Source organism: Rhodococcus sp. B7740, from assembly GCF_000954115.1.
In the GTDB taxonomy this organism is placed as follows: Bacteria; Actinomycetota; Actinomycetes; order Mycobacteriales; family Mycobacteriaceae; genus Rhodococcoides.
Genome location: NZ_CP010797.1, coordinates 4,360,085 through 4,382,759 on the forward strand (window position 1 = coordinate 4,360,085; position 22,675 = coordinate 4,382,759).

A 22,675-nucleotide genomic window follows, 5' to 3' on the forward strand; every position below is an offset into this window, starting at 1 on the left:
GTCACCGAACGTGGATGTCTCTGCGGTCGAGTGCCCTGCCGGTCACTGCGACGACTACGACAGTGAGCAGTGCCGTGGCCGTCAGCACCGACAGTGCGGAGCCGGTCGTGAGCGAACCGGAGTCACCGAAAGTTCCGGAGGCCAGTTGTGTTGCGCGAGTTGCCAGGGCATAGGGCGACACGAAGATTGCCTCGGTCACCTCGGTTGTGAGGAGGAACACCGATGTACCGGCCCCGGCGAGAGCGATGGCAATCGGCACCGCGAACGACCTGATCGCCATCGACAGACCGGATTGCAGAGCCGCCACCGGAAGCGAGCCCACCACGACGAGTGCACTGGTCACGAAGAGCTCGGAAGGAAGCATGCCGTCGAGCGAGAAAACCACCTTGCCGACAACGACGACCGCTGCCAGCATGACGACGTTCATGAACGCGGTCAGCGTTGCCACCACCGCCGTCTTGGCGATCACGATGCGCGTCGACGGAACCGGCCCACTCATCAGGGCATTCCAGTTCCCTCCGCGGTGTTCGGATTTCCACGCCAGCGAGGCCAGTACGGCAACGCCGAGTGCGAGTGGGAACAGTCCGTAGAACACGACTGTGCGCAACCACAACGTGCGCCATCCCTCTGCCAACTCTGCGCCCGACGCGATCGTGTTGAACGTTCCGACCCCCGCGATGATCAGAGGGAGGAGAACGACGACCGCCCATGCCTGCGAGCGCCTGAGCTTGATCATTTCTGCCGAAAACGCATTCATGCTCGTACCTCCTGTCGATCGAGTCGAACGGTCATGAGCCAGAACAACACTGCCCCGACAACTCCGAGAGCGACGATGCTGACGTAGGACGGGTTCAGTGTCACCACCTGCTCGCCTCGGTAGTCGGCGGCGGACGCCGAGGAGTAGTACCCCCACGGCGTCAGGTGCGCTGCCCAGGAGGGGAATCCGGAGGCGCAGATCGCGATGACGGTACCCACGATGCCGATTCCCAGCGCGACCAGTTGGTTGTCCACTCGCGCCGAAATCAGCAGGTGCAGTGCAAGTATTACGATGTTCACCGTCACCGCCGCCGCCGTGTAGCCCAACCACAGACCGGCAGGCAACGGTTGGGTCACCCCGATGGCGGTCCCCAGAAATACACCTGTAGCGCTGGCCGCCACCGTCGCGCCACCGACGACGAGGCCCGTCGAGACGAGCTTCGCCCGCACGAGGGCTCCGCGGTCGGCTCCAGCGGTCTGGTTCAGTAACCAGCCGTTGGACTGGTGCTCGACTTCCACTGTGCGGCTTGCCATGACTGCGATCAGCAGTGGCGACGCGATGGGGACGGCAAGGGACAGCCCGGCCAGTGGCAGTGCCCAGGAGACCGCGGTCGAATCGTTCGACGTCGCCGCGGTGAGAGCGCCGACGAAGGTCAACCCTACGATCGCGGCGACCAACAATGCGGCAATCGCGCCGATGTGCAGGTGCCTGAGTTTGGCGAATTCGTTGCGTACGGTCGTCACAGTCGGCCGCCCTTCGTCAGGTTCATGAATACGTCCTCGAGCGACTGATCGTCGCGTCGAACGCCGTAGACGCCTGCGTTCGCGCCGACGAGCTCCGCCACCACCTGTGCGATACCACGATCGTCGATGCCGGAGAGCCTCAACGTGTGGTCGTCGACTTGCACCGGGATCTTCTGTTGCAGAATCGAACTCGCGCGGCTGGGATCGATCGCGTCGATGAGCACGTCCGGAGTGGAGGCGGCGAACAGCTCGTCGCGGGTGCCTTGGAAAATCAGGCGGCCCTGGCTCAGGATTCCGAGCATGTTCGCCGTCTTGTCGATCTCGCCGAGCAGATGGCTCGAGACCATCACTGTCACACCGTGTTCGGCGAGATGACGGAGCAAGCCGCGGATCTCTTCGATTCCGGCCGGGTCCAAGCCGTTGGTGGGCTCGTCCAGGATCAGGAGTCGTGGTTCGCGCGCGAGTGCCATCACGATGCCCAGGCGCTGTTTCATTCCCAGCGAGTAGTTCTTCACCTTCTTGTCGAGGTGTTCCTGCAGACGGACGGTGGCTACTGCCCGCTCGATCTGTTCGGCGTGCAATCCGAGAGAGCGTTGCACGATACGAAGGTTCTCCGCACCCGTGAGATGTCCGTATCCTGGCGGAGCTTCGATCAGTGATCCGATGTGCGAGAGCACTTCGCGGCGGGTGCCGTGATTCATCGGCCTACCCAGGATCTCCACCTCACCCGAGGTCGGTCGAATCAGGGACAGCAGCATTTTCAAGGTCGTCGATTTGCCCGATCCGTTCGGACCGAGAAAGCCGTAGACGCAGCCCTCAGGAATGCGAAGGTTCACGTCGTCGACGACGGTATGTGTGTCGTAGCGCTTGCCGAGGCTGTGAGTTCTGACGATGTCCATGCCTCGACTCTGGCGCGTCGATCATGGAGAGTCGTCGCACCGGAGTATCGACATGGTCATACTCGAGGATGATGCCGAGCGAATCCCTACGGAGCCAGGCGCGACAGGTTCTTCGAGATGCTCGACGTCAGTGCCTTACCGACGATCGCAGCGAGTCCGGGGACCGGCGCGTCGAAACCGATCGTGTAATCGAGTTCGGTGCCGCCGTCGGCGGTGGGGGTGAACTTCTGCACGCCCCAGTGACCGCGTAGCGGGCCGCCTTTGGTGATGCGGTACTCGATCAGCGAGTTCGGCTCGGAGGTGACCGTCGTTTCCTCGAACGCCGGTAGCGGGCCGAGTTTCAGGCTGCGGGTGGAGCCGACTCCATTGCGCGAGGTGTCACCGTCCCGAACGCGGCCGATCTTGGCCATGAAGAGCGGCCCGAGGTTCTCGTGTTCGGACAGTGCCGCGAACACGACCTCGGGCGGAGAGACGAAACGGTGCTTGACGTGTACGCGGGTGGGTGTCGGCATGTCGAGAAGTCCGTTCGCTGGCTCCGGCAAGGTGGACTCACAGTACGTGAGCACCGCACAACTGAAAATGGACCCGCTCGAGTGAATCGAGCGGGTCCATCTGTGTCGGGGTGGCGGGATTCGAACCCACGACCTCTTCGTCCCGAACGAAGCGCGCTACCAAGCTGCGCCACACCCCGTGTACCGCTGCAGAAGTCTAACTCACGACTGCCTCGGAACGCGAAACGCCCTCGTCGGAGACGTTTTTCGGACCCATTCTCGGGGCCGGAGTCAGCGTGATGAGGGTGGCCTCGGGCCTGCAGCAGAACCGTGCAGGCGCGTACGGTGACGTGCCGATGCCCGCGGAGACGTGCAGTTGGGTGTGTGCGCCCCACTTGGACGGCCCCTTGACGCGCGAACGGTCGATCTCGCAGTTGGTCACCAGGGCACCGTAGAACGGCAGGCACAGCTGGCCGCCGTGGGTGTGACCGGCGAGGACGAGGTCGTATCCGTCCTGGGCGAACTTGTCCAGCACGCGTGGCTCCGGCGAATGGGTGATGCCCAGGCGCAGGTCTGCCAGCGGGTTCGGCTGGCCGGCGATGGTGTCGTAGCGGTCGCGCTTCAGATGCGGATCGTCGACGCCCGCCGACGCGATCCGCACCCCGGCAACCTCCAGTTCGCGGCGTACGTGCGTCACGTCCAGCCAACCCCGCTCGGAGAACGCGGCGCGCAGATCGCGCCAGGGCAACGAGTCGCCGGTGGTGCGCTTGTGATTCTTGTCGAAGTACTTGAACGGGTTCTTCGGCTTGGGCGCGAAGTAGTCGTTGCTGCCGAACACGAACAGACCCGGCCGGGCCAGCAGCGGCCCCAGTGCCTGTACGACGCTGGGCACTGCGCGCTGGTGCGAGAGGTTGTCTCCGGTGTTGACGACCAGATCGGGGTCGAGGCGGTCCAGCTCACGCAGCCAGTTCTGCTTCATCCGCTGGCCGGGCATCATGTGCAGATCGCTGATGTGCAGCACGCGCAGCGTCGCCGAACCCGGCTCGAGCACCGCCATGGACGTCTCGCGCAGCGTGAACGCATTGCGCTCGATGAGTGTGGCGTATCCGACGCCGAGCGCGGCGGCTCCTGCCGTCCCGATCACCGAACTCTTCAGCGGTGACGCTCTGACGGCATCTCGCGCCAGCTCTGCGGCAGAGCGCAGTTGCGTGGAGGCACTGCGCAGTTGCGTCGAGGTGCGGAGAAACGAGGGACTGAATTGTGCGGACACCTCATCCACGATACGGCAGCAACCGGATATGGACGTGCGAGCCGACGACTGCGCCGCGTAGCGTTTCCGCCATGTCCGAACTCAAGGCCCGCCTCCGTACCGACCTCACCGCAGCGATGAAGGCGAAGGACAAACTCCGCCTGGCAACGCTGCGCATGATTCTCGCCGCCATCCAGACCGAGGAGGTCTCCGGCAAGGAGGCCCACGACCTGACCGACGACGACGTTCTCAAAGTGCTTGCCAAGGAAGCGAAGAAGCGCGGCGAGTCGGCCGAGATCTACACGCAGAACGGCCGCGGCGAACTCGCTGCCAACGAGCGCGCCGAGGCGCAGATCATCGACGAGTACCTGCCCACGCCGTTGACCGACGAGGAACTGGCGAACATCGTCGACACCGCCATCGCGCAGGTCGCCGAGGATCTCGGAGAGCGACCGGCGATGAAGCAGATGGGTCAGGTCATGAAGATCGCGTCGGGACTCGCCGCGGGCAAGGCCGACGGATCGCGCCTGTCGAAGGCTGTCAAAGACCGCTTGTAGTGCGCTCCGCGCAGTGGTGCGGTTGCGTGCCCCCTGGGGCACATAACCGCACCACTGCCGTAGGCACTACCGAGGAACGGTGATACCGGGGATCGCCGGGATCTGGATTCCCGGCGGCAGGTCCGGAATCTGAATGTTCGGCAACGAGGGCGTCGGGGCCGGGGCAGGCCGAACCGAACCGTCACTGACGTAGATCGTGATGTTCGACCCGGGGACCGCCGAGCCCGACGGCGACGTCGACACCACGGTGCCGCGGGCCGCCTGGTCGGCCGTGGTGGCCACCGTCACCTGGAAGCCCGCACCCTGCAGGGTCGCGGTTGCCGACGACTGGCTCTGGCCGGTGACGTCGGGTACCTGGCCGTTGGCCGAGCCGCGGACGTACTTCTGGTCGACGGGTGGCAACGAGACGGGTCCGAAATTGTTGGCGATCGGGCTCATCGCGTCGAACCACGTCCTGGCCGGTTCGTTACCGCCGTACAGGTTTCCGGACCCGCAGGGCCGCAGCGGGAACGAGCAGATCTCGCTGGGTGTCGGAGAGTCGCCGTAGGTGTAGACGGCCGCGGCGTAGTTGTTGGTGAAGCCGAGGAAGCCGGACGACCGGTGCGACTCGGTGGTGCCGGTCTTGCCGGACATCGGCAACGTCCAGCCGACCGATCCTGCGGCGGATGCGGAGGTGCCGCCTGCCTGGTCGTCCTTGCTCATCGCGTTGGCGAGAGTATTGGCCAGTCCGGGCTCGACGACCTGCTCACAGGCCTGTTGGGTGACGGGAACGGGCTTGCCCTCGCGATCGAAGACCGAGTCGATCGGAGTGGGCGGGCACCACTTGCCGCCGGAGGCCAGCGTGGCCGCAACGTTGGAGAGCTCAAGGGGGTTCACCCAGGTGGGTCCGAGGGTGAACGAGCCGAGGTTCTGGTCCTTCTGGAAATCGGCCATGGACTGGTCGGTTCCCGAGGAACCGGGGTTCGTGTACGAGCGCAGGCCGAGGCGGACGGCCATGTCGACCGTCGGGGTGACCCCGACCGACTCGATCAGCTTGACGAACGCCGTGTTGGGGGACTGGGCCAAGGCGTCGGTGATGGAGAGGGCGGGCGGGTAGTTGCCTGCGTTCTCGACGCAGTACGTCGCTGCCGGGCAGTTCCGTGCTCCGCCGTCACCGACGCCCTTGACCTCGACACGACGCGGAACCTGCAGCGTTGCGCTCGTGCCGAGTCCGCGTTCCATCGCCGCGGCGGTGGTGAAGATCTTGAAGATCGAGCCCGCGCCGTTGCCGATCAACGAGTACGGCTGCGGCTGCACGGTTTCGTCGGCATCTGCGTCGAGTCCGTAGGTGCGGCTGCTGCCCATCGCGAGGATGCGGTGTTGATCCTGTCCCGGTGCGACGACGTTCATCACCGTGGCGACACCGTCGAGCGAGGGGCTGGTGTTGCCGACCAGGGCGGCCTTGGTGGAGTTCTGCACCGAGGGATCGAGCGTCGTGCGGATGAGGTAGCCGCCCTTGTCGATCTGCTCCCGGCTAATGCCTGCGTCGGCGAGGTACTGCAGTGCGTAGTCGCAGAAGAATCCGCGGTCACCTGCTGCGATGCATCCGCGGGGCAGGGTCTGGGGGACCGGAAGTACACCGAGCGGCTCGGACTTGAGGGCGGCGAGCTCGTCGGCGCGTTCGGGGAGGTTCTGGATCATCGTGTCGAGCACGGTGTTCCGGCGCTCGATCACGCCCTCCTCGTTGGTGTACGGGTTGAGCGCCGAGCTGGACTGCACCATGCCCGCGAGCATCGCGGCCTGAACGGCGCTGAGCTGGCTGGCGTCGATGCCGAAGTAGGTCTGGGCCGCGTCCTGGATGCCGAAGGACGCGTTGCCGAACGGCACCAAATTGAGGTATCGGGTGAGGATCTCGTCCTTGGTCAGTTCCTTGTCGAGCGTCAACGCCATGCGGATCTCGCGGATCTTGCGAGCGGGGGTCGTCTCGATGGCCGCGCGGCGCTCGGCGTCGGTCTTGGCCACCACGAGCAGCTGATAGTTCTTCACGTACTGCTGGTCGATGGTGGATGCGCCCTGCTCGACCTGCCCACTGGTGGTGTTGGTCAGGAACGCTCGGAGCGTGCCCTGCCAGTCCACACCCTGGTGCTCGGCGAAGCGGCGGTCCTCGATCGAGACGATGGCGAGCTTCATCTCGTTGGAGATCTGGTCGCTCGGCACCTCGAATCGACGCTGCTCGTACAGCCAGGCGATGGGCGTGCCGTTGACGTCCGTCATCGTCGAGACGGCAGGCACTGCGCCTTCCACCAACTCGGCCGAGACGTTGTCGACGGTATCGGCGGCGCGGTTGGAGGCGTACCCGAACCCGCCGGCCAAGGGGAACATCACGCCGGCGAGCAATGCACCGGCGAGTGCTGAACATCCGGCGAGCTTCGCCACGGTTTTTCCAACTGACACAGAGCACAGCGTACGTGGGTACCGCTCGGACCGGCAGAGGCCTGCATGCGCTGTGTGCTGCGCCCCTGCTCGGGACGGCCGTACCAGAAATGTGACCTCGCCGTCTTGCATTCGGGGCTCGCGTTACCTAAATTATGAACACGGTGTGATTCGCATAACACTTGATAATGAATGTGGGGCAGCTCCTAGAATTTGTGCTTCGACCGACGAGGTACAAACCGCTTCGAGCCTCCGGGACGTCCAGTGAGGACGTCCGCAACGCAAAGGGGTATCCGCATGCACACGACAACAGCGCCGACGCGACTCGATGTAGAAGAAGCAGAGGCACGCATCGCCTGGGTGTCGCACGCCCGTTGCAAGGGCACTGACCCGGACCAGCTCTTCGTCCGGGGTGCAGCGCAGCGCAAGGCCGCCACCATCTGCCGGCACTGCCCGGTGCTGATGCAGTGCGGTGCGGATGCACTGGACAACCGCGTCGAGTTCGGTGTCTGGGGTGGCATGACCGAACGCCAACGCCGGGCCCTGCTCAAGCAGCACCCCGAGGTCGACTCCTGGTCCGAGTTCTTCGAGACCCAGCGTCAGCAGCAAGCAGCTATCTAGGCAATGCCGGGCACGGCTGACCCGGCCCGTGCGGGTCAGCCGATCTAGCCCTTGCGGGTCAGCTGATCGGCCACTGCGCGCAGTGCAGCGAGGTCGGAGACCTCGAACGGCAGCGACGGCACACCGACGATGGGCACCCGGGGGTGCGCACCGGTGAAGCGTCGAAGCAACCGCACCTCCCGCGCTGCCGTGACCGCGCGCTGGGCGTGGATTCGGAGGACTGCAGCGGTCAGGTCCGCGCCGGGATCCTCGATTCGATCGAGCAGATCTGCGGCCGTCGCTGCGTGATCGGCCTGCACCGTCGACAACGTCGGGTGCGTCCGGTTCACCACCAAGCCGGCCAGCGGCATCTTCTCCGCGGACAACCGCTCCACGAAGAACGCTGCCTCTCGAAGCGCGTCCGGCTCTGCGGCAGCGACGACGAGGAAGCTGGTGCCGTCCTCGCGTAGCAACTGGTAGGTACGCGTCGCCCGCTCGCGGAAGCCACCGAACATCGAATCGAGCGACTGAACGAAAGCCGATGCGTCGGAAAGCATTTGGCTACCGATCACGGTGGAGACGCCGCGCATGGCCAAGCTCATCGCGCTGGTGACCACGCGGGTGATGCCGCGACCCGGAGCGGTGAGCAGTCGGATGAAACGGCCGTCGAGGAACGAGCCGAGTCTCTGCGGCGCATCGAGGAAGTCCAGTGCGTTGCGCGACGGCGGAGTGTCCACCACGATCAGATCCCACGACGAGTCGAGGGACAGCTGCCCCAACTTCTCCATCGCCATGTACTCCTGCGTGCCCGAAAACGACGACGCCACAGTCTGATAGAACGGATTGGCCAACACCTGCTCGGCCTTCTCCGGCGTCGAGTGCTCGATGACCATCTCGTCGAACGTGCGTCGCATGTTCAGCATCATCGCGTGCAGTTCACCCTTGGCACCGGCACCCAACTTCACCGGCTGCGGGCTGTTGTCGAGATCGCCGAGACCGAGTGCCTGAGCCAGGCGGCGGGCCGGATCGATCGTCAGCACCACCACGCGCCTGCCCTGCTCAGCGGCGCGCAGCGCCATCGCTGCCGCGGTGGTCGTCTTGCCGACACCGCCCGCACCACAGACGACGACGATTCGCGACGTGGGATCGGTCAGAATGCGGTCGACATCGAGTTCGGTTGCTACTGGTCGCGTCATCGGACACCCTGTTCTGCCAGCTTGGCGGCGAGCTCGTACAAGCCGCCGAGATCGACACCGTCGGCCAACATCGGCAGCGACATCCGCGCGACGTCGAGTTCGTCGAGCGTGGTTGCGCTCTCCACCTGAGCCGAGAGCGTCGCCGCATGCTCGATCGATTCGGTGAGCAGCCCCGCGAAGTCCGACTCGGACAACGTGATTCCGGTCTTGGCGAGACCGTCCTGGATGGCGACGGCATCGATCTCACCCCCGGCGATGGCGTCGAGGGACTCGGCAGGCAGGTACGTCGGTTCGGTGCGATTGACGATTACCGTGCCGAGCCGAAGATCGGCCGCCTCCAGCTCGCGCACAGCGTCGGCGGTCTCCTGGACCGGCAGCGCCTCGAGCAGCGTCACCAGGTGCACGACGGTGTCGGCCGAGTGCAGCAACCGCACCACGCCCTCGCTCTGTGAACGAACCGGACCGCCCTTGGCGAGATCTGCCATGGCCTTGGTGACGTCCAGAAAGTTTCCGATGCGGCCGGTCGGCGGCGAGTCGACGACGACCTCGTCGTAGATGCGGTTGCCCTTCTTGTCGGTCCGCACCACACATTCCTTGACCTTGCCGGTGAGCAGCACGTCGCGCAGACCGGGTGCGATGGTCGTCGCGAACTCGATGGCACCGATCTTGCGCATCGCGCGGCCGGCGAAGCCGAGGTTGTAGAACATCTCGAGGTATTCGAGGAACGCGGTCTCGATGTCGATCGCCAGTGCGTAGACCTCACCGCCGCCGTCCGCCGAGGCGACCCGCGTCTCCTGCGGCGGGAGCTGCGGCACGTCGAAGAGCTGCGCGATGCCCTGTCGGCCCTCGACCTCGACCAGCAACACCCGTCGACCGCCTGCCGCGAGCGCCAGCGCCAATGCGGCAGCGACCGTCGTCTTGCCGGTGCCACCCTTACCGGACACGAAATGCAGCCGCGCGGCATCTGCCTTCGCCGGCCATCCCTCTTCGTTCGCTATACCCACACCCCGACCATATAGAGGTCGTCCCCGGGCGTCCGACCGAAGTCTCTAACTCTGCCCCGAGTGTCGGCGGAGTCGGTCGACCAATTGCCGGGTGTAGCCGTCGAGATCCGGAACTGCGTCGGGACAGGCGACCATGGCAACCGTCACCACAGAGCCGATGCCGAAGATCCCGTGGTTGAGACACCGGCCGTCTTCGAGGAACGGAAAGCCCGCCGAGAAGCGCGAAACGGCACCGCACAGCTCGAGATTCGCGCGGCCACGGTCGACACTGACCACGGTTGTCTGAGCCCCGACGCGTGACGGAGAGCGGTCGCGTTTTCGGAATCGACGTCCCTGGACGAATCGGACGATCGGCGCGGGCACCCGCTCGTCCGCTCGCGAGATGCGAAGCAGTGGCGCGGCCGTCACTCTGGCTCGTTCGACTGCGAGCGACCGAGTGATCAGCTCGGCCCGCTTCTCGAGATCGGGTTCGCCGACGTGGAGATCGACCGTTCCGACCACCGCGCGATTCGCTGCAGGCCACTCCGTATCGCGAGGCAGGACCATCGGGACGAACGCCGACACGATGCCTCCGGTCTCGGACAGTGTCCCGTGACCGTCGCCGAGATACCGATCGAGGCACGGGCCGACGGCGCAGAGAGCGGACACCGTCAACGACGCGGCACCCACGCGGACCTCCGTCGCCTGCATAGGCACTATCCGGACGACTCGATACGGCCCCACGGCCCGGTTGATCGACGTGGCTGGCACCGCAGGCGGACCGGGCGTCGTACCCCGGTAGGCGCGAATCGCGCGGCGGGCCTCCCACCTCGATCGCGCGAGATCCACCGGTGCCCGGACCACCGCACTCAACACGCCGACAGCGGGGTGCTCCCGCTCGGGTTCGGTCTGCGGAGACGGTGCCGCGCCTGCCGAGGACTGTGCCTCGAACAGTGCGCGAACCATCTTCGAGACGCCGAGGCCATCGGTCAGGGCGTGTCCGACCTGCAGTATCACCACCGTGACCGCTCCCTGCACCAGCGGAGCAGAACCGACTCCGCGCACCACGTGCGCGTGCCAGGAGTGGTCTCTCAGATCGAGACGAGTACGGAGCAGGTCGCCCATCAAGGCCTCGAAATCGGCCCAGGGAGCACCGCCGAGATCGTGGTCGGACATCCGTTCGGACACCGGGGACGTGTCGGGTACCCATCGCGGGTAGTCCAGGTTCAGCGGCGCCTCCCGAAGCCGTAGCCCCAGGCCGGGAACGAGGGGCACACGGGTCTCCATGTGCGCGACGACCTCCTCGAACGAGGGCGCGGCGCGATCGACCGAGTCGAACACCGTCAGGGAGAACTGGTCTCGAGAATCACCGAGGTTGCGCGCGAAGTGATAGATGGCGTCCTTGATATCGAGCCGATCCATGCGACGACTGTAGTTCCGGCACCGCGTGGGCGATAGGCTCGACAGTCATGAGCGAAAAGATCATTTGGGAGTACTTCACCGCACCGGTTCTGATTCATGCCACCAAGCAGATTCTCGACAACTACGGCTCCGAGGGCTGGGAGCTCGTCACGATCATGGCGGGACCCAACGGCGGCGACACGTTGGTCGCGTACTTCAAGCGTCCGAAGGCCTGAGCGCGTGGCGAACTGGAGCGAACGACTGTCCGAGCTGGGCATCGAGCTGCCCGACGTCGTCCCGCCGCTGGCCGCCTACGTCCCGGCGGTGCAGGTGGGCTCGCTCGTCCACACCTCCGGCCAGTTGCCGATCGTGGACGGAAACCTGACGTCCGTGGGCAAGGTCGGTGCCGATGTCACCGCTGAGGACGCCACCGCTGCGGCACGCATCTGTGCCCTGAACGCGCTCGCCGCCGTGCACGCGCTCGTCGGCATCGATTCGGTGGCCCGGGTGATCAAGGCGGTCGGGTTCGTCGCGTCCGCACCGGGATTCACCGGTCAGCCCGGGGTGATCAACGGGGCGTCCAACGTCATCGGTGAGATCTTCGGCGATGCGGGCAAGCACGCGCGCTCGGCTGTGGGTGTCGCCGAACTGCCCCTCGGTGCTTCGGTGGAAGTGGAGCTCATCGTCGAACTGCGCTGACGCGCAGTGGTGTGTTTGTGTGCTCTCTGGGGCACTCAACCACGCCACTGGGGCGCAGCCGCACATGTCACTGGGGCGTAGCCGCACTGATCACCTTCTGTAGGTGCAGGCCGCGGTGTACCGAGCATTCGTGATCGACACCCTTGTCGACCGACTCGAGGAATTCGTCCAGCAGGACGGCGAAGCAGTCGGTCGACGAGGTCGATCGATCGGTGAGTGTCTCGACTCCGTCGGTGCCGCTGAGTTCTATCCGCATCAGAGACGGCATGATCGGCGTCCGCAGGGACAACTGCACCGTGCTGCGGGCTCCGCCTTCGTGTTCGAGCAGCACCGTCCAACTGTCCGACGCCACCTCTCGGTGCGAGTAGGCAACGCGCGCAATGGTTCCCAGCGCTGCATCGAGCAGATCGAACACGTGTGGTCCGATGTCGAGGATCGCCCCGTCGTCGTGTCGCCACTGGGAGTTCGCATACGCCCCGCCGAGGACGGCACCGGAAAACCAGGTTCCCGAGCCCGCGGCCCACGCGCGACCGGCGGCCGCGTCGAGGAATCGCCTTGTCTCCGGGGCGAATCGGAGTGTCAGCGTCACCATCGAGCGCACGCCCGCTGCCGTCACCGCCGAGGCCAGTTCCTCGGCCTCGGCCACTGTTGCGGCAATCGGCTTGTCCAGCAACACATGTTTGCCCGCCTGCACCGCGCGGAGCGCGTACCCGGCTTGCACGGCCGGTGGTACCGCGAAGGCCACCGCGTCGACCTCGCCCAGCAGGGCATCGAACGATTCGAAGACCGGTGCCCCCATCTCGGCCGCCGCCTCGGGCCGTCGGGCCCACACTCCGGCGAAGTCGACGGCGGGATGAGCGAGCAACGAGGGGGCTTGAGTCTTGCGAGCCCAGGGGCCCGCTCCGACGAGTCCGATCTTCATAGGTGTCGACGGTAGTCCGCATGGACACGAGCTGGGGTCGGCGACCTACAGTGTTTCAATGGCCGTTTCGAATCCCCAGCATCCCGCGTACGGACTACGCCGGCAGGTGACGCCGACCGCGTCGGTTCTGCTCGCCGACAACCCGGGCAAGATGACCCTCGACGGAACCAACACCTGGATTCTCCAGGCACCTGGGTCCGAGGAATGCATCGTCGTCGATCCGGGGCCGAAGGACCGAGCCCACCTCGACGCCGTCGCCGCGTCGGGCACGGTGGTGCTGACCCTGGTGACCCATCGCCACGCCGATCACACCGGTGGGCTGAAGCGTTTTCACCGAAAGACGGCGGCCCCGGTGCGCGCGGTCGGAGAGAAGTTCCTGCACGGGGACGGCGCTGCTCTGGCCCACGGCGAGGTCATCGAGGCCGCGGGTCTTCGGATCGAGGTTCTGCACACGCCCGGGCACACCGCGGATTCGGTGAGTTTCGTGCTCGACGACGCGGTCCTGACGGGAGATACCGTCCTCGGCCGCGGCACCACGGTGCTCGACCCGAAGGACGGCTCGCTCGCGGATTATCTGCAGTCGTTGGACCGGCTCGAAGCGGCCGGTGCGGGAAAGACCGTGCTTCCCGGTCACGGGCCGGAGTTGCCGGACACCGCCGAGGTGGCGCGGGCGTATCGCGCTCACCGTCGGCAGCGGCTGGATCAGGTTCGCTCGGCGCTCGCCGAACTCGGCGAGAACGCGAAACCGATGCAGGTGGTACGCCACGTCTATGCGGACGTGGACAAGAAGTTGTGGCCTGCTGCGCGGATGTCGGTCAAAACGCAGCTGGCCTACCTCCGCGAGAGCTAGCGAGCTCGGCGTGCCAGACGCTCGGAGTCCGAGATCAGCACCGACTTGCCTTCGAGGCGCAGCCATCCGCGGTGTGCGAAGTCGGCCAGTGCCTTGTTGACGGTCTCGCGAGAGGCACCGACGAGCTGAGCGATCTCTTCCTGCGTCAGGTCGTGGGTGACGCGCAGCGAGCCCGCTTCCTGGGTGCCGAAGCGCTGGGCCAGCTGCAGCAGCGCCTTCGCGACGCGTCCGGGAACGTCGGTGAAGATGAGGTCGGCCAGGTTGTTGTTGGTGCGACGCAACCGGCGGGCCAGCACGCGCAGCAACTGCTCGGCGATCTCGGGGCGCTGATCGATCCAGTCCTTGAGCGCAGCTCGATCCATGCTGACCGCGCGCACCTCGGTGACCGTGGTGGCCGAGGACGTACGGGGGCCGGGGTCGAAGATCGACAGCTCGCCGAACATGTCCGACGGTCCCATGATCGTCAGCAGGTTCTCGCGACCGTCGGGGGAGCGTCGCCCGAGCTTGATCTTGCCGGAGACGATGATGTAGAGCCGGTCTCCGGGCTCACCCTCGTTGAACACGACGTGTCCGCGGGGGAAATCGACAGGCTGCAGCTGCTTCGTCAGTGCCGCAACCGCAGAGGGTTCGACTCCTTGGAAGATGCCGGCCCGTGCCAGGACGTCGTCCACTTGCGCTCCTTTTGGGATGTCGGTGACGCGGCAACCCGCACCACCGAAAGCGTTTGTACACAGTTCGTGCCATGCACCGAACTGCGGTGCAGTTCAGGCGTCGACGCCGACCAGATGATCAAACACAACAATTACCTCAGGGGAGTCTACTTCGAGTCGGTGGAAACCGAGTGATCGACGCCACCACAGGTTGCCAGAGGTCTCGGGTGTGTGTTCCCGTTCACCTGAAATTCATCGAAATTGCGACCAATGGGACGAAACGTGCGCTCAGCTGGCTCGTTGGTCGACCATGCCGTCGCGCGTGTCGACGGTCCGCGGCGGGGTCTGGCGGCGTTTGCGGGTGTTGAATCGGGCCAGTGCGTGCGGGAAGCCCTCGTTCGCCAGAGTGGCGACCTCGGACGTGCTCGCCTGATCGAGGAACTCCTGTACTTCCTGCTCTCGGACGCCGAGCTTGCTGAGCCGGAACTCGACGCGTTCCATCGCGAGTGCGAAGAGCATGAGTAGTACCGGAAAGAGCACCACGGCGAGTCCTTGCATACCGGCCAGTTAACACCGAAAAGGTCTCGATACAAACACAGCCCACTCCTGCCGCGAGGAACGTTACGCATTCTTGTCCGTACAGTTGTGGAGTGGATTCGACAGCTCCGAAACGCCCCGACGTGCGCAAACGCGAGGAGACGCACCTCGGGCTCGTGCGCCGAGCTCGGCGAATGAACCGGACGTTGAACACTGCCTTCCCGCATGTGTACTGCGAACTGGACTTCACCACGCCCCTCGAACTCGCCGTCGCGACCATCCTGTCCGCGCAGTGCACCGACAAGCGCGTCAACATGGTCACCCCGGCACTGTTCGTGAAATACCGCACAGCGCGGGACTACGCCGAGGCGGACCGCACCGAGCTCGAGGAGTACATCCGCACCACGGGGTTCTACCGAAACAAGGCGAACTCATTGATCGGACTCGGACAGAAGTTGCTGGAGAACTTCGACGGCGAGGTGCCCGCGACGTTGAAGGATCTCGTCACGCTTCCCGGGATCGGCCGCAAGACGGCCAACGTCGTGCTCGGCAATGCCTTCGATGTTCCGGGAATCACCGTCGACACCCATTTCGGACGGCTCGTGCGGCGGTGGCAGTGGACCGAGGAGGAGGACCCGGTCAAGGTCGAGCATGCCGTCGGCGCACTCATCGAACGCAAGGAGTGGACGCTGCTCTCGCATCGAGTCATCTTTCACGGTCGACGCGTCTGCCACGCTCGTACACCCGCATGTGGGGTGTGCGTCCTCGCCAAGGACTGCCCGTCCTTCGGCACCGGTCCGACCGACCCCGCCGCCGCGGCCGCGTTGGTGAAGGGCCCGGAAACCGACCACCTCCTCGCCCTTGCCGGAATCGTGCCGTGAACAGATCTGCCCTGCGGTGGTCACTGGTCGCTCTGATCCTGGTGGTCGGGATGGTCTACGCGCTGTGGCCCCGAAGCGACGCGCCGACCGCCCAACCCACGGACTCTCCCGGCCTCGGGCAGCGGGCACCGGGCACGGACGAGCGTCGCGCAGCCGACACCGCCGAGGCGCTCGCCCCGCTGCGGCGCAACGCAGGGCTGGCCGCATGTCCGACGCCGTCGGGTGCCGCATCCGGTCCGCTGACCGGCATCACCCTCGAATGCATCGGCGACGGCTCGTCCGTCGACCTGGGCCAGGTGCTGGCGGGCCGACCGGCGCTGCTCAACATCTGGGCGTACTGGTGCGGGCCCTGCGCCGAAGAGCTGCCCTACCTGCAGCAGTACTCCGAACGGGCGGGCGAGAAGATCGAGGTCCTGACGGTGCACAACGATGCCAACGAAGCCAACGGCCTGACTCGGCTCACCGACTACGGCGTCACTCTGCCCGGCGTTCAGGACGGTGCGGGCAGAGTCGCCGCCGCCGTCGGAGCGCCCAATGTGCTGCCCGTTTCCGTTTTGATATCTGCGGATGGCACTGTCGCCAAGGTGCTGCCACAACCCTTCCGGAGCGTCGACGACATCGCCGACGCCGTCCGCGTCAACCTCGGAGTCGACTCGTGACCGCACCCGACTGGCTCGGGCGCATGATCGACGTCGCAGGCAGGGCGGGCGGACTCACCGACACCACCGGCACCAACCCCGTGCTGCAGCGTCAAGCGCCGTCGTCCGACCGGCCGCGGTCCGCCGCCGTGCTGGTGCTGTTCGGCGGCACACCCGTCGCCGATCCCGGTGCGCCCGGCGGACTGCCTGCCGACGCCGACGTCCTGCTGACCCAGCGTGCATCGACACTGCGAGATCACAGCGGGCAGATCGCCTTTCCCGGCGGAGCCACCGACCCGGGCGACGACGGCCCGATCGGCACGGCACTGCGGGAGGCGCAGGAGGAGACCGGGCTCGACCCGGCAGGCGTCGTCCCGTTGGCGACGATGCCAGGAATCTACGTTCCGCCCTCGCGCTTCGACGTGGTTCCTGTGCTCTCGTACTGGGAGCGGCCGACCCCGGTTCGCGTCGTCGATCCAGGCGAGACCGAGAGAGTGGTGCGAGTTCCGTTGCGCGAGTTGCTCGATCCGAACCACAGATTCCAGGTACGCCACCCTGCGGGGTACCAGGGTCCCGCGTTCGCTGTGCAGGGCATGCTGGTGTGGGGCTTCACGGGCGGTATCCTGGCGGGTCTGCTGGCTGTATCGGGCTGGGAGCCCGAGTGGGACACGGGGGACATACGCGATCTGGAGGCCAGCTTGACTGCGGTAGGAGCGAGGCTCGATCGGTGACAGGTTCAGGGTGGGTCGATATCGCGGTGGTTGCCATCGCACTGCTGGCGGCGACGTCGGGATGGCGGCAGGGGGCGGTGGCGTCGGCGCTGGCGTTTCTCGGTGTCGTGCTCGGGGCCGTCGCCGGCATTCTGGTGGCACCGCACGTGCTCGAACATGTCGACGGTTCGCGGACACGGGTGTTCGTCGGAATCGCGCTGATCGTGGTGTTGGTGATCGTCGGTGAGGTGGCCGGCATGGTTCTCGGTCGGGCATTGCGCAGCGGAATCCATTCGCGCGCAGCACGATCGGTCGACAGCACCATCGGTGCCGGGTTGCAGGCCGCAGCCGTTCTCGCGGCCGCGTGGCTGCTCGCCATTCCGCTGACGTCGTCCTCGCAGCCCGAGGTCGCCAGCGCTGTACGCGGCTCGACGGTTCTGGGCAAAGTCGACGAGGTGGCACCCGACTGGTTACGTCAGGTGCCCAAGGAATTCTCGGCGCTGCTCGATACGTCCGGGCTTCCCGACGTCATCGGACCGTTCGGACGCACTCCGGTCGCGAACGTCGCCGCACCCGATTCCGGGATCGCAGCTGGACCGATTCCGGTGCAACTGCAATCGAGCGTCATCAAGATCAACGGCATCGCGCCGAGCTGCCAGAAGGCGTTGGAAGGTTCGGGTTTCGTCGTCGGATCGGATCTGGTGATGACCAATGCACACGTCGTCGCAGGCACGTCCGAGGTGACGGTCGATTCGCCCAACGGACCGCTCGACGCCGACGTCGTGTTGTTCGACCCGGAAGAAGACGTTGCCGTGCTTCGGGTTTCGGAGCTTCAGGCCCCGGTCTTGCCGTTCGCGCCGGCACCTGCCGAATCCGGAACCGACGCCATCGTGCTCGGCTACCCCGGGGGCGGGCCGTACACGGCGAGCCCGGCGCGCATCCGCGAGATCATCAACCTCAGCGGACCGGACATCTACCGCACCGGCACCGTCCAACGCGAGGTCTACACCGTCCGCGGATCGGTGCGGCAGGGCAATTCCGGTGGACCGCTGGTCAACTCGTCCGGTGAGGTACTCGGTGTGGTGTTCGGCGCGGCGGTCGACGACCCCGACACCGGATTCGTGCTGACCGCGTCGGAGATCGCGGACGAGCTCGCGCAGAGTTTCGATGCCCCGGTGCCGGTGGGCACGGGCGACTGCATCGTCTAGCGCTCGCGCACGACCCGCAGGATCTCCTCCGACACCACGTCGGGGGATTCCTGGTGCACGTAATGCCCCACGTCTCGCACTGTTCGACGCGTCAGCCCCGGAGCCCAGTGCCGATCTCTGTCGAGGGTGGTGGGCAGGACGTACGGGTCCAGGTCGCCGCTGATCTGCGCGACGCGAATCGAGGTGCGGACGTCCACGGCGTCCATGAAGCTGCGGCCGTCGGAACGGAACTGACTGCGGAACGCCCACCGCTGATATTCCAGTGCGCAGTGCGCAGCCCCCGGAATACGGATGGCCGACCGCATCTTGGCCGTGGTGTCCGCGAAATCCTCGGTGCGCTGCCACGCGTTCCCGGCGCGGCTGCTCATCAGTTCTTCCACCGCGACACCGCCTCGACGCGTCAGCAGCCTCTCGGGGCGCAGCGGAACCTGGTAGCGAACGAAGTGGGGCAGCAGGGCGGCGCGCTGCGCTGAGTCCTTCAACACGGAGCGACGCAGAGAGATGGGATGCGGCGCGTTGACGAGCACCATCGAGTTCACCAGGCGGGGGTGCAGCGCTGCACTGGCCCAGCAGACGAGACCGCCGTCGGCGTGGCCGACGAAGGTGGCGTTCGGGTAACCGAGTGCTCGAACCAGGCCGACGATGTCGCCCGCCAGGGTCCACCCGTCGTAGCCGCGTGGAGGCTTGTCGGAGTCACCGTATCCGCGCAGGTCGACGGCAATGGCGCGAACACCCGACCGCGACAGTGCCTCGAGTTGGTGTCGCCAGGAGTACCAGAAGTCGGCGAAGCCGTGCAGCAGAACCACCAGCGGTGCGTCCGGTGCGTGTTCGCCGACCTCGACGACATGGAACCGAATTCCGTTGGCGTGGATGTCGCGGTGAATCCACTGTCCCGGATATCGGACCGTGGACGGATCGGGCTGATTCATACTGCTCGACTCGCCGGGCTACTACTTCTTGTAGCCGGGAACTCCGGGGATGGAATCGTGCTGGTTCGGCAGCACCGTCGACGCCTGCTTGAGCGAGTCGATGGTCTTCTCGGGCTTGCGCAACTTCTTGACCCTGCGGTAGCCGAGGAATCCGAACAGGGCCGCCGCCAACACCATGACGGCGAACACGATCAGGAATGCCGCCCAGCGGTAGAGCCACACGTCCAGCAGTTCGGCGGCGAAGAAGAAGAAGAAGAACGAGCTGAACAGCAACACCGTCAACGCGATGATGAAGAAGACGCTGCCCTGCAGTCCCTTCTTGACCTCGCCGGTGACCTCGGCCTTGGCGAGGGCGACTTCGGCGCGTACGAGCGTCGAGACCTGAGTGGTGGCGTCCTTGACGAGGTTTCCGATGCTGGCGCTACCAGGGGTGCGGGCATCGACATCGGTCAGAGGTATCGACGAAATCGTGTTCGGGACGCCGTTGCCGTATCCCTTGTCATTGCTGACGCTCAACTCTCGACCCCTTGTAATTGCTCTGCTCGGTGTTGTGCGGAAGATCGTATCGACAGTAGTGCCTAGGTAGCAGATTAACTGTTTCCCGCTAGTCGAGCGACGCTCGGCTGTCGTGGCCGGGTACCTCCGCGTCCGCGAGGGCAAACACGACAATGTTGCACGAACCGGCAACGAACAGCCCCGGGGCGTGAAATTCTCAGGTGTTCATCAGGTAATTTGCAGGGAACTTCCCCCTTCAGGAGCATTCGTGAGTTCAGCACACGCCGTCACCGCCGACGGCGCCATTCCCGCACCCCAGGTGCCGCGGTCGCGCATCGTGATCGCCTCGATGGTCGGCACGTCCATCGAGTTCTTCGACTTCTACATCTATGCCACCGCCGCAGTGCTCGTCTTCCCGCGTCTGTTCTTCCCCGCGGGCAACGACACCACCGCTCTGCTGGCGTCGTTCGCGACCTTCGGCCTGGCGTTCATCGCGCGGCCCGTCGGGTCGATTCTGTTCGGCCACTTCGGCGATCGCATCGGACGCAAGGCGACGCTCGTCGGCTCCTTGCTGACGATGGGTGTCGCGACGTTCGCGATCGGACTGTTGCCGACGTACGCCGCGGTCGGCCTGTGGGCTCCGGCTCTGCTGGCGATCATGCGCTTCACCCAGGGCGTCGGTCTCGGCGGCGAGTGGAGCGGGGCAGCGTTGCTGGCCACCGAAACCGCCAAGCCGGGCAAGCGAGCGTGGGCGGCGATGTACCCGCAGCTGGGCGCGCCCATCGGCTTCTTCTTCGCCAACGGCATCTTCCTGCTCATCGTCATCGCGACGGGCTACGACTCCGTGAACTCGGGCACCGATCACGCGTTCCTCACATGGGGTTGGCGAATCCCGTTCCTGCTCAGCGCCGTCATGGTCATCATCGGCCTGTACGTGCGGCTCAAGCTGGAGGAGACGCCGGTGTTCAAGCTGGCCGTCGAGCGTGGCCAGAAGGTCAAGACCCCGCTGGCGCAGGTGTTCAAGACCAGTTGGCGTCAGCTGATCATCGGAACGTTCGTCATGCTCGCCACCTACACGCTGTTCTACATCATGACCACGTGGGTGGTCAGCTACGGAACGGGCAAGGTGGCCGACGTCAACGGCCCCAAGCTGGCCATCCCGTACACCGACTTCCTCGAGCTCCAGCTGATCGCGGTGCTGTTCTTCGCGGCGCTGATTCCGGTGGCCGGACTGCTGGCCGACAAGTACGGCCGTCGCCCCACGCTGATCGTCATCACGTCGGCGATCGTGCTGTTCGGTCTGTCGTTCCACTGGTTCGCAGATCCGGCGTCCGCCTCGGCAGGCAAGATGCTGGTGTTCATGTGCGTCGGCCTCGGGCTGATGGGCCTGACCTTCGGACCGATGAGTGCGGTTCTGCCCGAACTGTTTCCGACGAACGTTCGGTACACGGGCTCGGGAATCTCGTACAACACCGCGTCGATCCTCGGTGCCGCAGTGGCACCGTTCATCGCCACCTGGCTGGTGAGCAGCTACGGCGTCGGTTGGGTTGGCGTGTACCTCGCCATCGCCGCAGCGTTGACGCTGATCTCGCTGATCATCATGAAGGAAACACGAGATCAGTCGCTCGACAGCGTGTAGACGGTATGGAGGTCTTGGCTGGGGCCCCTCCGCATGTAAGCGTGGGTTGCCGACAGGAGTGGGTCCTGGCCGGTAGAGCCACAGATGTGGGAGGCCCCAGTGAAGAATCATCGTACGAGTGTTGGTTTGGATGTGCACGCACGATCGGTGGTGGCGTGCGGTTTGGATGGCGAGACGGGCGAGTTGTTCGAGCGTCGCATGTCGCCTGATCACAAAGAAATCCTGGAGTGGATTCGTTCGCTGCCAGGACTGGTGCATGTCGTCTACGAGGCGGGCCCGACCGGTTTCGGTCTGGCCCGTTTTCTGTTGGCCGCCGGTGTCGATTGTGTGGTGGCGGCACCGTCGAAAATTCAGCGTCCCCCTGGTGACCGCATCAAGACCGATGCCCGTGATGCCCGGCATTTGGCTCGGTTGCTTCATTTGAGTTCTATTGTGCCGGTTCTGATTCCGAGTACCGAGCAGGAGTCCGCTCGTGATCTGGTGCGAGCAAGGGAGGACTGCCGCGGCGATCTGGTGTCCGCACAGCATCGCCTGACACATGTGCTGCTGCGTCAAGGGATCATCTACAGCGGCGGCAAACCCTGGACCGCAGCCCACGATCTGTGGTTACGTCGCCAGCGGTTCGATTCACGTGCACTGCAGATCACCTACGACACCGCCTACGAGACCGTCATCGCCACCACCGAACGCCGGAATCGTCTCGATACCGCCATCGCGGACATGGCTGCGCATTCGTCGTTCACTCCGGTGGTGACCCGGCTGGGGTGCCTTCGTGGGGTGGCGACGTTGACAGCGTTCGGTTTGGCGACGGAGATCGGTGAGTGGGACCGGTTGACCGGCCGCTCGATCGGTGCGTTCGTCGGGTTGATCCCGACCGAGCATTCTTCCGGTGAATCCCGGTCGCAGGGCGGTGTCAGCAAAACCGGCAATGCTCACGTACGCCGACTGCTGGTCGAGGCTGCCTGGCATCATCGCAAGCCGTATCGGCCGGGGCGTGAACTGGTGGCACGGTGGAAGGCGTCGACTCCCAAAGCCAAAGCGCGAGGACATCAAGCGAACCGGCGGCTGCACGCACGGTGGGAACATTTCGACGAACGCGGTAAACGTGCGGTGGTCGCCAATGCCGGGATCGCACGAGAGCTGGCCGGCTGGTGCTGGTCGTTGGCCACGCTCGAGGAATGACTGAAGCTCCGACGCCGAAGTAGCGATCTGCGTCGGGATAGATGTCC

General features: G+C 65.5%; 25 protein-coding genes and 1 tRNA gene. 11 read left to right on the forward strand and 15 right to left on the reverse strand.

Annotated elements, in window-relative coordinates:
• Position 1 precedes the first annotated feature (1 nt).
• The 6 genes from NY08_RS20220 to NY08_RS20245 all read right to left on the reverse strand — a co-directional run bounded on the left by NY08_RS20220 (position 2) and on the right by NY08_RS20245 (position 4,076).
• Positions 2 to 757 (reverse strand): ABC transporter permease, encoded by a 756-nt coding sequence (locus NY08_RS20220; protein ID WP_045198399.1) that lies wholly within the window; start codon positions 755 to 757, stop codon positions 2 to 4.
• A complete protein-coding gene (locus NY08_RS20225; RefSeq protein ID WP_045198401.1) occupies positions 754 to 1,500 on the reverse strand; it encodes an ABC transporter permease in 747 nt (248 codons plus the stop codon). Before NY08_RS20225 ends, NY08_RS20220 begins: the two co-directional genes overlap by 4 nt.
• Positions 1,497 to 2,399 (reverse strand): ABC transporter ATP-binding protein, encoded by a 903-nt coding sequence (locus tag NY08_RS20230; RefSeq protein WP_045198403.1) that lies wholly within the window; start codon positions 2,397 to 2,399, stop codon positions 1,497 to 1,499. Before NY08_RS20230 ends, NY08_RS20225 begins: the two co-directional genes overlap by 4 nt.
• Positions 2,400 to 2,485: 86 nt before the next feature.
• On the reverse strand, positions 2,486 to 2,911 hold the full coding sequence (locus tag NY08_RS20235; protein WP_045200851.1) for an SRPBCC family protein: 426 nt from the start codon (positions 2,909 to 2,911) through the stop codon (positions 2,486 to 2,488).
• A 105-nt stretch (positions 2,912 to 3,016) separates the two neighbouring features.
• Positions 3,017 to 3,090, reverse strand: a tRNA-Pro gene (locus tag NY08_RS20240).
• A gap of 17 nt (positions 3,091 to 3,107) precedes the next feature.
• Positions 3,108 to 4,076, reverse strand: coding sequence for a metallophosphoesterase (locus tag NY08_RS20245; RefSeq protein WP_032395561.1), 969 nt, complete (start codon positions 4,074 to 4,076; stop codon positions 3,108 to 3,110).
• Between the two features lie 155 nt (positions 4,077 to 4,231).
• Here NY08_RS20245 and NY08_RS20250 point away from each other — a divergent pair, with 155 nt between their 5' ends.
• Positions 4,232 to 4,696, forward strand: coding sequence for a GatB/YqeY domain-containing protein (locus NY08_RS20250; RefSeq protein WP_032395267.1), 465 nt, complete (start codon positions 4,232 to 4,234; stop codon positions 4,694 to 4,696).
• A 66-nt stretch (positions 4,697 to 4,762) separates the two neighbouring features.
• Here NY08_RS20250 and NY08_RS20255 read toward each other — a convergent pair whose 3' ends face one another.
• Positions 4,763 to 7,111 carry a penicillin-binding protein gene (locus tag NY08_RS20255; protein WP_032395266.1) on the reverse strand — a complete coding sequence of 783 codons (2,349 nt, stop codon included), beginning with the start codon at positions 7,109 to 7,111 and terminating at the stop codon, positions 4,763 to 4,765.
• Between the two features lie 294 nt (positions 7,112 to 7,405).
• Here NY08_RS20255 and NY08_RS20260 point away from each other — a divergent pair, with 294 nt between their 5' ends.
• Positions 7,406 to 7,729, forward strand: coding sequence for a WhiB family transcriptional regulator (locus NY08_RS20260; RefSeq protein WP_008712729.1), 324 nt, complete (start codon positions 7,406 to 7,408; stop codon positions 7,727 to 7,729).
• Positions 7,730 to 7,773: 44 nt separating this feature from the next.
• On the opposite strand, the gene NY08_RS20265 is transcribed toward NY08_RS20260, so the two are convergent.
• The 3 genes from NY08_RS20265 to NY08_RS20275 are packed head-to-tail and all read right to left on the reverse strand — an operon-like array spanning position 7,774 to position 11,309.
• Complete coding sequence (locus NY08_RS20265; protein WP_032395265.1) at positions 7,774 to 8,904, reverse strand: ArsA family ATPase; 1,131 nt, start codon at positions 8,902 to 8,904, stop codon at positions 7,774 to 7,776.
• Positions 8,901 to 9,908 carry an ArsA family ATPase gene (locus NY08_RS20270; RefSeq protein ID WP_045198406.1) on the reverse strand — a complete coding sequence of 336 codons (1,008 nt, stop codon included), beginning with the start codon at positions 9,906 to 9,908 and terminating at the stop codon, positions 8,901 to 8,903. Before NY08_RS20270 ends, NY08_RS20265 begins: the two co-directional genes overlap by 4 nt.
• A gap of 45 nt (positions 9,909 to 9,953) precedes the next feature.
• The gene (locus tag NY08_RS20275; protein WP_045198408.1) at positions 9,954 to 11,309 is read right to left on the reverse strand and encodes a wax ester/triacylglycerol synthase domain-containing protein; all 1,356 of its coding nucleotides are present in this window, start codon (positions 11,307 to 11,309) and stop codon (positions 9,954 to 9,956) included.
• Between the two features lie 47 nt (positions 11,310 to 11,356).
• On the opposite strand from NY08_RS20275, the gene NY08_RS25935 reads away from it, so the two are divergent.
• Positions 11,357 to 11,524 (forward strand): DUF4177 domain-containing protein, encoded by a 168-nt coding sequence (locus NY08_RS25935; protein ID WP_094609297.1) that lies wholly within the window; start codon positions 11,357 to 11,359, stop codon positions 11,522 to 11,524.
• 4 nt (positions 11,525 to 11,528) lie between these two features.
• A complete protein-coding gene (locus NY08_RS20280; RefSeq protein ID WP_032395261.1) occupies positions 11,529 to 11,987 on the forward strand; it encodes a RidA family protein in 459 nt (152 codons plus the stop codon).
• A 67-nt stretch (positions 11,988 to 12,054) separates the two neighbouring features.
• On the opposite strand, the gene NY08_RS20285 is transcribed toward NY08_RS20280, so the two are convergent.
• Positions 12,055 to 12,909, reverse strand: a complete 855-nt coding sequence (locus NY08_RS20285) for a Gfo/Idh/MocA family protein (RefSeq protein ID WP_045198410.1) — start codon at positions 12,907 to 12,909, stop codon at positions 12,055 to 12,057.
• A 58-nt stretch (positions 12,910 to 12,967) separates the two neighbouring features.
• Here NY08_RS20285 and NY08_RS20290 point away from each other — a divergent pair, with 58 nt between their 5' ends.
• Positions 12,968 to 13,759, forward strand: a complete 792-nt coding sequence (locus NY08_RS20290; protein ID WP_032395259.1) for an MBL fold metallo-hydrolase — start codon at positions 12,968 to 12,970, stop codon at positions 13,757 to 13,759.
• On the opposite strand, the gene NY08_RS20295 is transcribed toward NY08_RS20290, so the two are convergent.
• A complete protein-coding gene (locus tag NY08_RS20295) occupies positions 13,756 to 14,430 on the reverse strand; it encodes a Crp/Fnr family transcriptional regulator (RefSeq protein ID WP_027494494.1) in 675 nt (224 codons plus the stop codon). The genes NY08_RS20290 and NY08_RS20295 overlap by 4 nt on opposite strands.
• Before the next feature lie 267 nt (positions 14,431 to 14,697).
• On the reverse strand, positions 14,698 to 14,967 hold the full coding sequence (locus tag NY08_RS20300; protein ID WP_032395258.1) for a hypothetical protein: 270 nt from the start codon (positions 14,965 to 14,967) through the stop codon (positions 14,698 to 14,700).
• A 92-nt stretch (positions 14,968 to 15,059) separates the two neighbouring features.
• Here NY08_RS20300 and nth point away from each other — a divergent pair, with 92 nt between their 5' ends.
• The 4 genes from nth to marP are packed head-to-tail and all read left to right on the forward strand — an operon-like array spanning position 15,060 to position 18,383.
• Positions 15,060 to 15,827 carry an endonuclease III gene (gene nth / locus NY08_RS20305; RefSeq protein ID WP_032395257.1) on the forward strand — a complete coding sequence of 256 codons (768 nt, stop codon included), beginning with the start codon at positions 15,060 to 15,062 and terminating at the stop codon, positions 15,825 to 15,827.
• A gap of 50 nt (positions 15,828 to 15,877) precedes the next feature.
• Positions 15,878 to 16,486 carry a TlpA family protein disulfide reductase gene (locus NY08_RS20310; protein ID WP_045200854.1) on the forward strand — a complete coding sequence of 203 codons (609 nt, stop codon included), beginning with the start codon at positions 15,878 to 15,880 and terminating at the stop codon, positions 16,484 to 16,486.
• Between the two features lie 23 nt (positions 16,487 to 16,509).
• On the forward strand, positions 16,510 to 17,196 hold the full coding sequence (locus tag NY08_RS20315; RefSeq protein WP_045200856.1) for an NUDIX hydrolase: 687 nt from the start codon (positions 16,510 to 16,512) through the stop codon (positions 17,194 to 17,196).
• Complete coding sequence (marP, locus tag NY08_RS20320; protein ID WP_032395255.1) at positions 17,193 to 18,383, forward strand: acid resistance serine protease MarP; 1,191 nt, start codon at positions 17,193 to 17,195, stop codon at positions 18,381 to 18,383. The genes NY08_RS20315 and marP overlap by 4 nt, the downstream gene beginning before the upstream one ends.
• Here marP and NY08_RS20325 read toward each other — a convergent pair.
• A complete protein-coding gene (locus NY08_RS20325; RefSeq protein ID WP_045198422.1) occupies positions 18,380 to 19,312 on the reverse strand; it encodes an alpha/beta fold hydrolase in 933 nt (310 codons plus the stop codon). The two genes, marP and NY08_RS20325, sit on opposite strands and share 4 nt — an antisense overlap.
• A gap of 21 nt (positions 19,313 to 19,333) precedes the next feature.
• Positions 19,334 to 19,828, reverse strand: a complete 495-nt coding sequence (locus tag NY08_RS20330) for a phage holin family protein (RefSeq protein WP_032395253.1) — start codon at positions 19,826 to 19,828, stop codon at positions 19,334 to 19,336.
• A gap of 247 nt (positions 19,829 to 20,075) precedes the next feature.
• On the opposite strand from NY08_RS20330, the gene NY08_RS20335 reads away from it, so the two are divergent.
• Positions 20,076 to 21,446 carry an MFS transporter gene (locus NY08_RS20335; protein WP_045200857.1) on the forward strand — a complete coding sequence of 457 codons (1,371 nt, stop codon included), beginning with the start codon at positions 20,076 to 20,078 and terminating at the stop codon, positions 21,444 to 21,446.
• 99 nt (positions 21,447 to 21,545) lie between these two features.
• Positions 21,546 to 22,628, forward strand: coding sequence for an IS110 family transposase (locus NY08_RS20340; protein ID WP_426374983.1), 1,083 nt, complete (start codon positions 21,546 to 21,548; stop codon positions 22,626 to 22,628).
• The last annotated feature ends 47 nt before the right edge of the window (positions 22,629 to 22,675 follow it).

Excerpts from the sequence above, each read along its gene's own strand:
- NY08_RS20220 (WP_045198399.1), bottom strand. The coding sequence starts at position 757 with ATGAATGCGTTTTCGGCAGAAATGATCAAGCTCAGGCGCTCGCAGGCA.
- NY08_RS20230 (WP_045198403.1), bottom strand. The coding sequence starts at position 2,399 with ATGGACATCGTCAGAACTCACAGCCTCGGCAAGCGCTACGACACACAT.
- NY08_RS20235 (WP_045200851.1), bottom strand. The coding sequence starts at position 2,911 with ATGCCGACACCCACCCGCGTACACGTCAAGCACCGTTTCGTCTCTCCG.
- NY08_RS20250 (WP_032395267.1), top strand. The coding sequence starts at position 4,232 with ATGTCCGAACTCAAGGCCCGCCTCCGTACCGACCTCACCGCAGCGATG.
- NY08_RS20260 (WP_008712729.1), top strand. The coding sequence starts at position 7,406 with ATGCACACGACAACAGCGCCGACGCGACTCGATGTAGAAGAAGCAGAG.
- NY08_RS20265 (WP_032395265.1), bottom strand. The coding sequence starts at position 8,904 with ATGACGCGACCAGTAGCAACCGAACTCGATGTCGACCGCATTCTGACC.
- NY08_RS20275 (WP_045198408.1), bottom strand. The coding sequence starts at position 11,309 with ATGGATCGGCTCGATATCAAGGACGCCATCTATCACTTCGCGCGCAAC.
- NY08_RS25935 (WP_094609297.1), top strand. The coding sequence starts at position 11,357 with ATGAGCGAAAAGATCATTTGGGAGTACTTCACCGCACCGGTTCTGATT.
- NY08_RS20285 (WP_045198410.1), bottom strand. The coding sequence starts at position 12,909 with ATGAAGATCGGACTCGTCGGAGCGGGCCCCTGGGCTCGCAAGACTCAA.
- NY08_RS20290 (WP_032395259.1), top strand. The coding sequence starts at position 12,968 with ATGGCCGTTTCGAATCCCCAGCATCCCGCGTACGGACTACGCCGGCAG.
- NY08_RS20300 (WP_032395258.1), bottom strand. The coding sequence starts at position 14,967 with ATGCAAGGACTCGCCGTGGTGCTCTTTCCGGTACTACTCATGCTCTTC.
- NY08_RS20310 (WP_045200854.1), top strand. The coding sequence starts at position 15,878 with ATGGTCTACGCGCTGTGGCCCCGAAGCGACGCGCCGACCGCCCAACCC.
- NY08_RS20315 (WP_045200856.1), top strand. The coding sequence starts at position 16,510 with ATGATCGACGTCGCAGGCAGGGCGGGCGGACTCACCGACACCACCGGC.
- NY08_RS20325 (WP_045198422.1), bottom strand. The coding sequence starts at position 19,312 with ATGAATCAGCCCGATCCGTCCACGGTCCGATATCCGGGACAGTGGATT.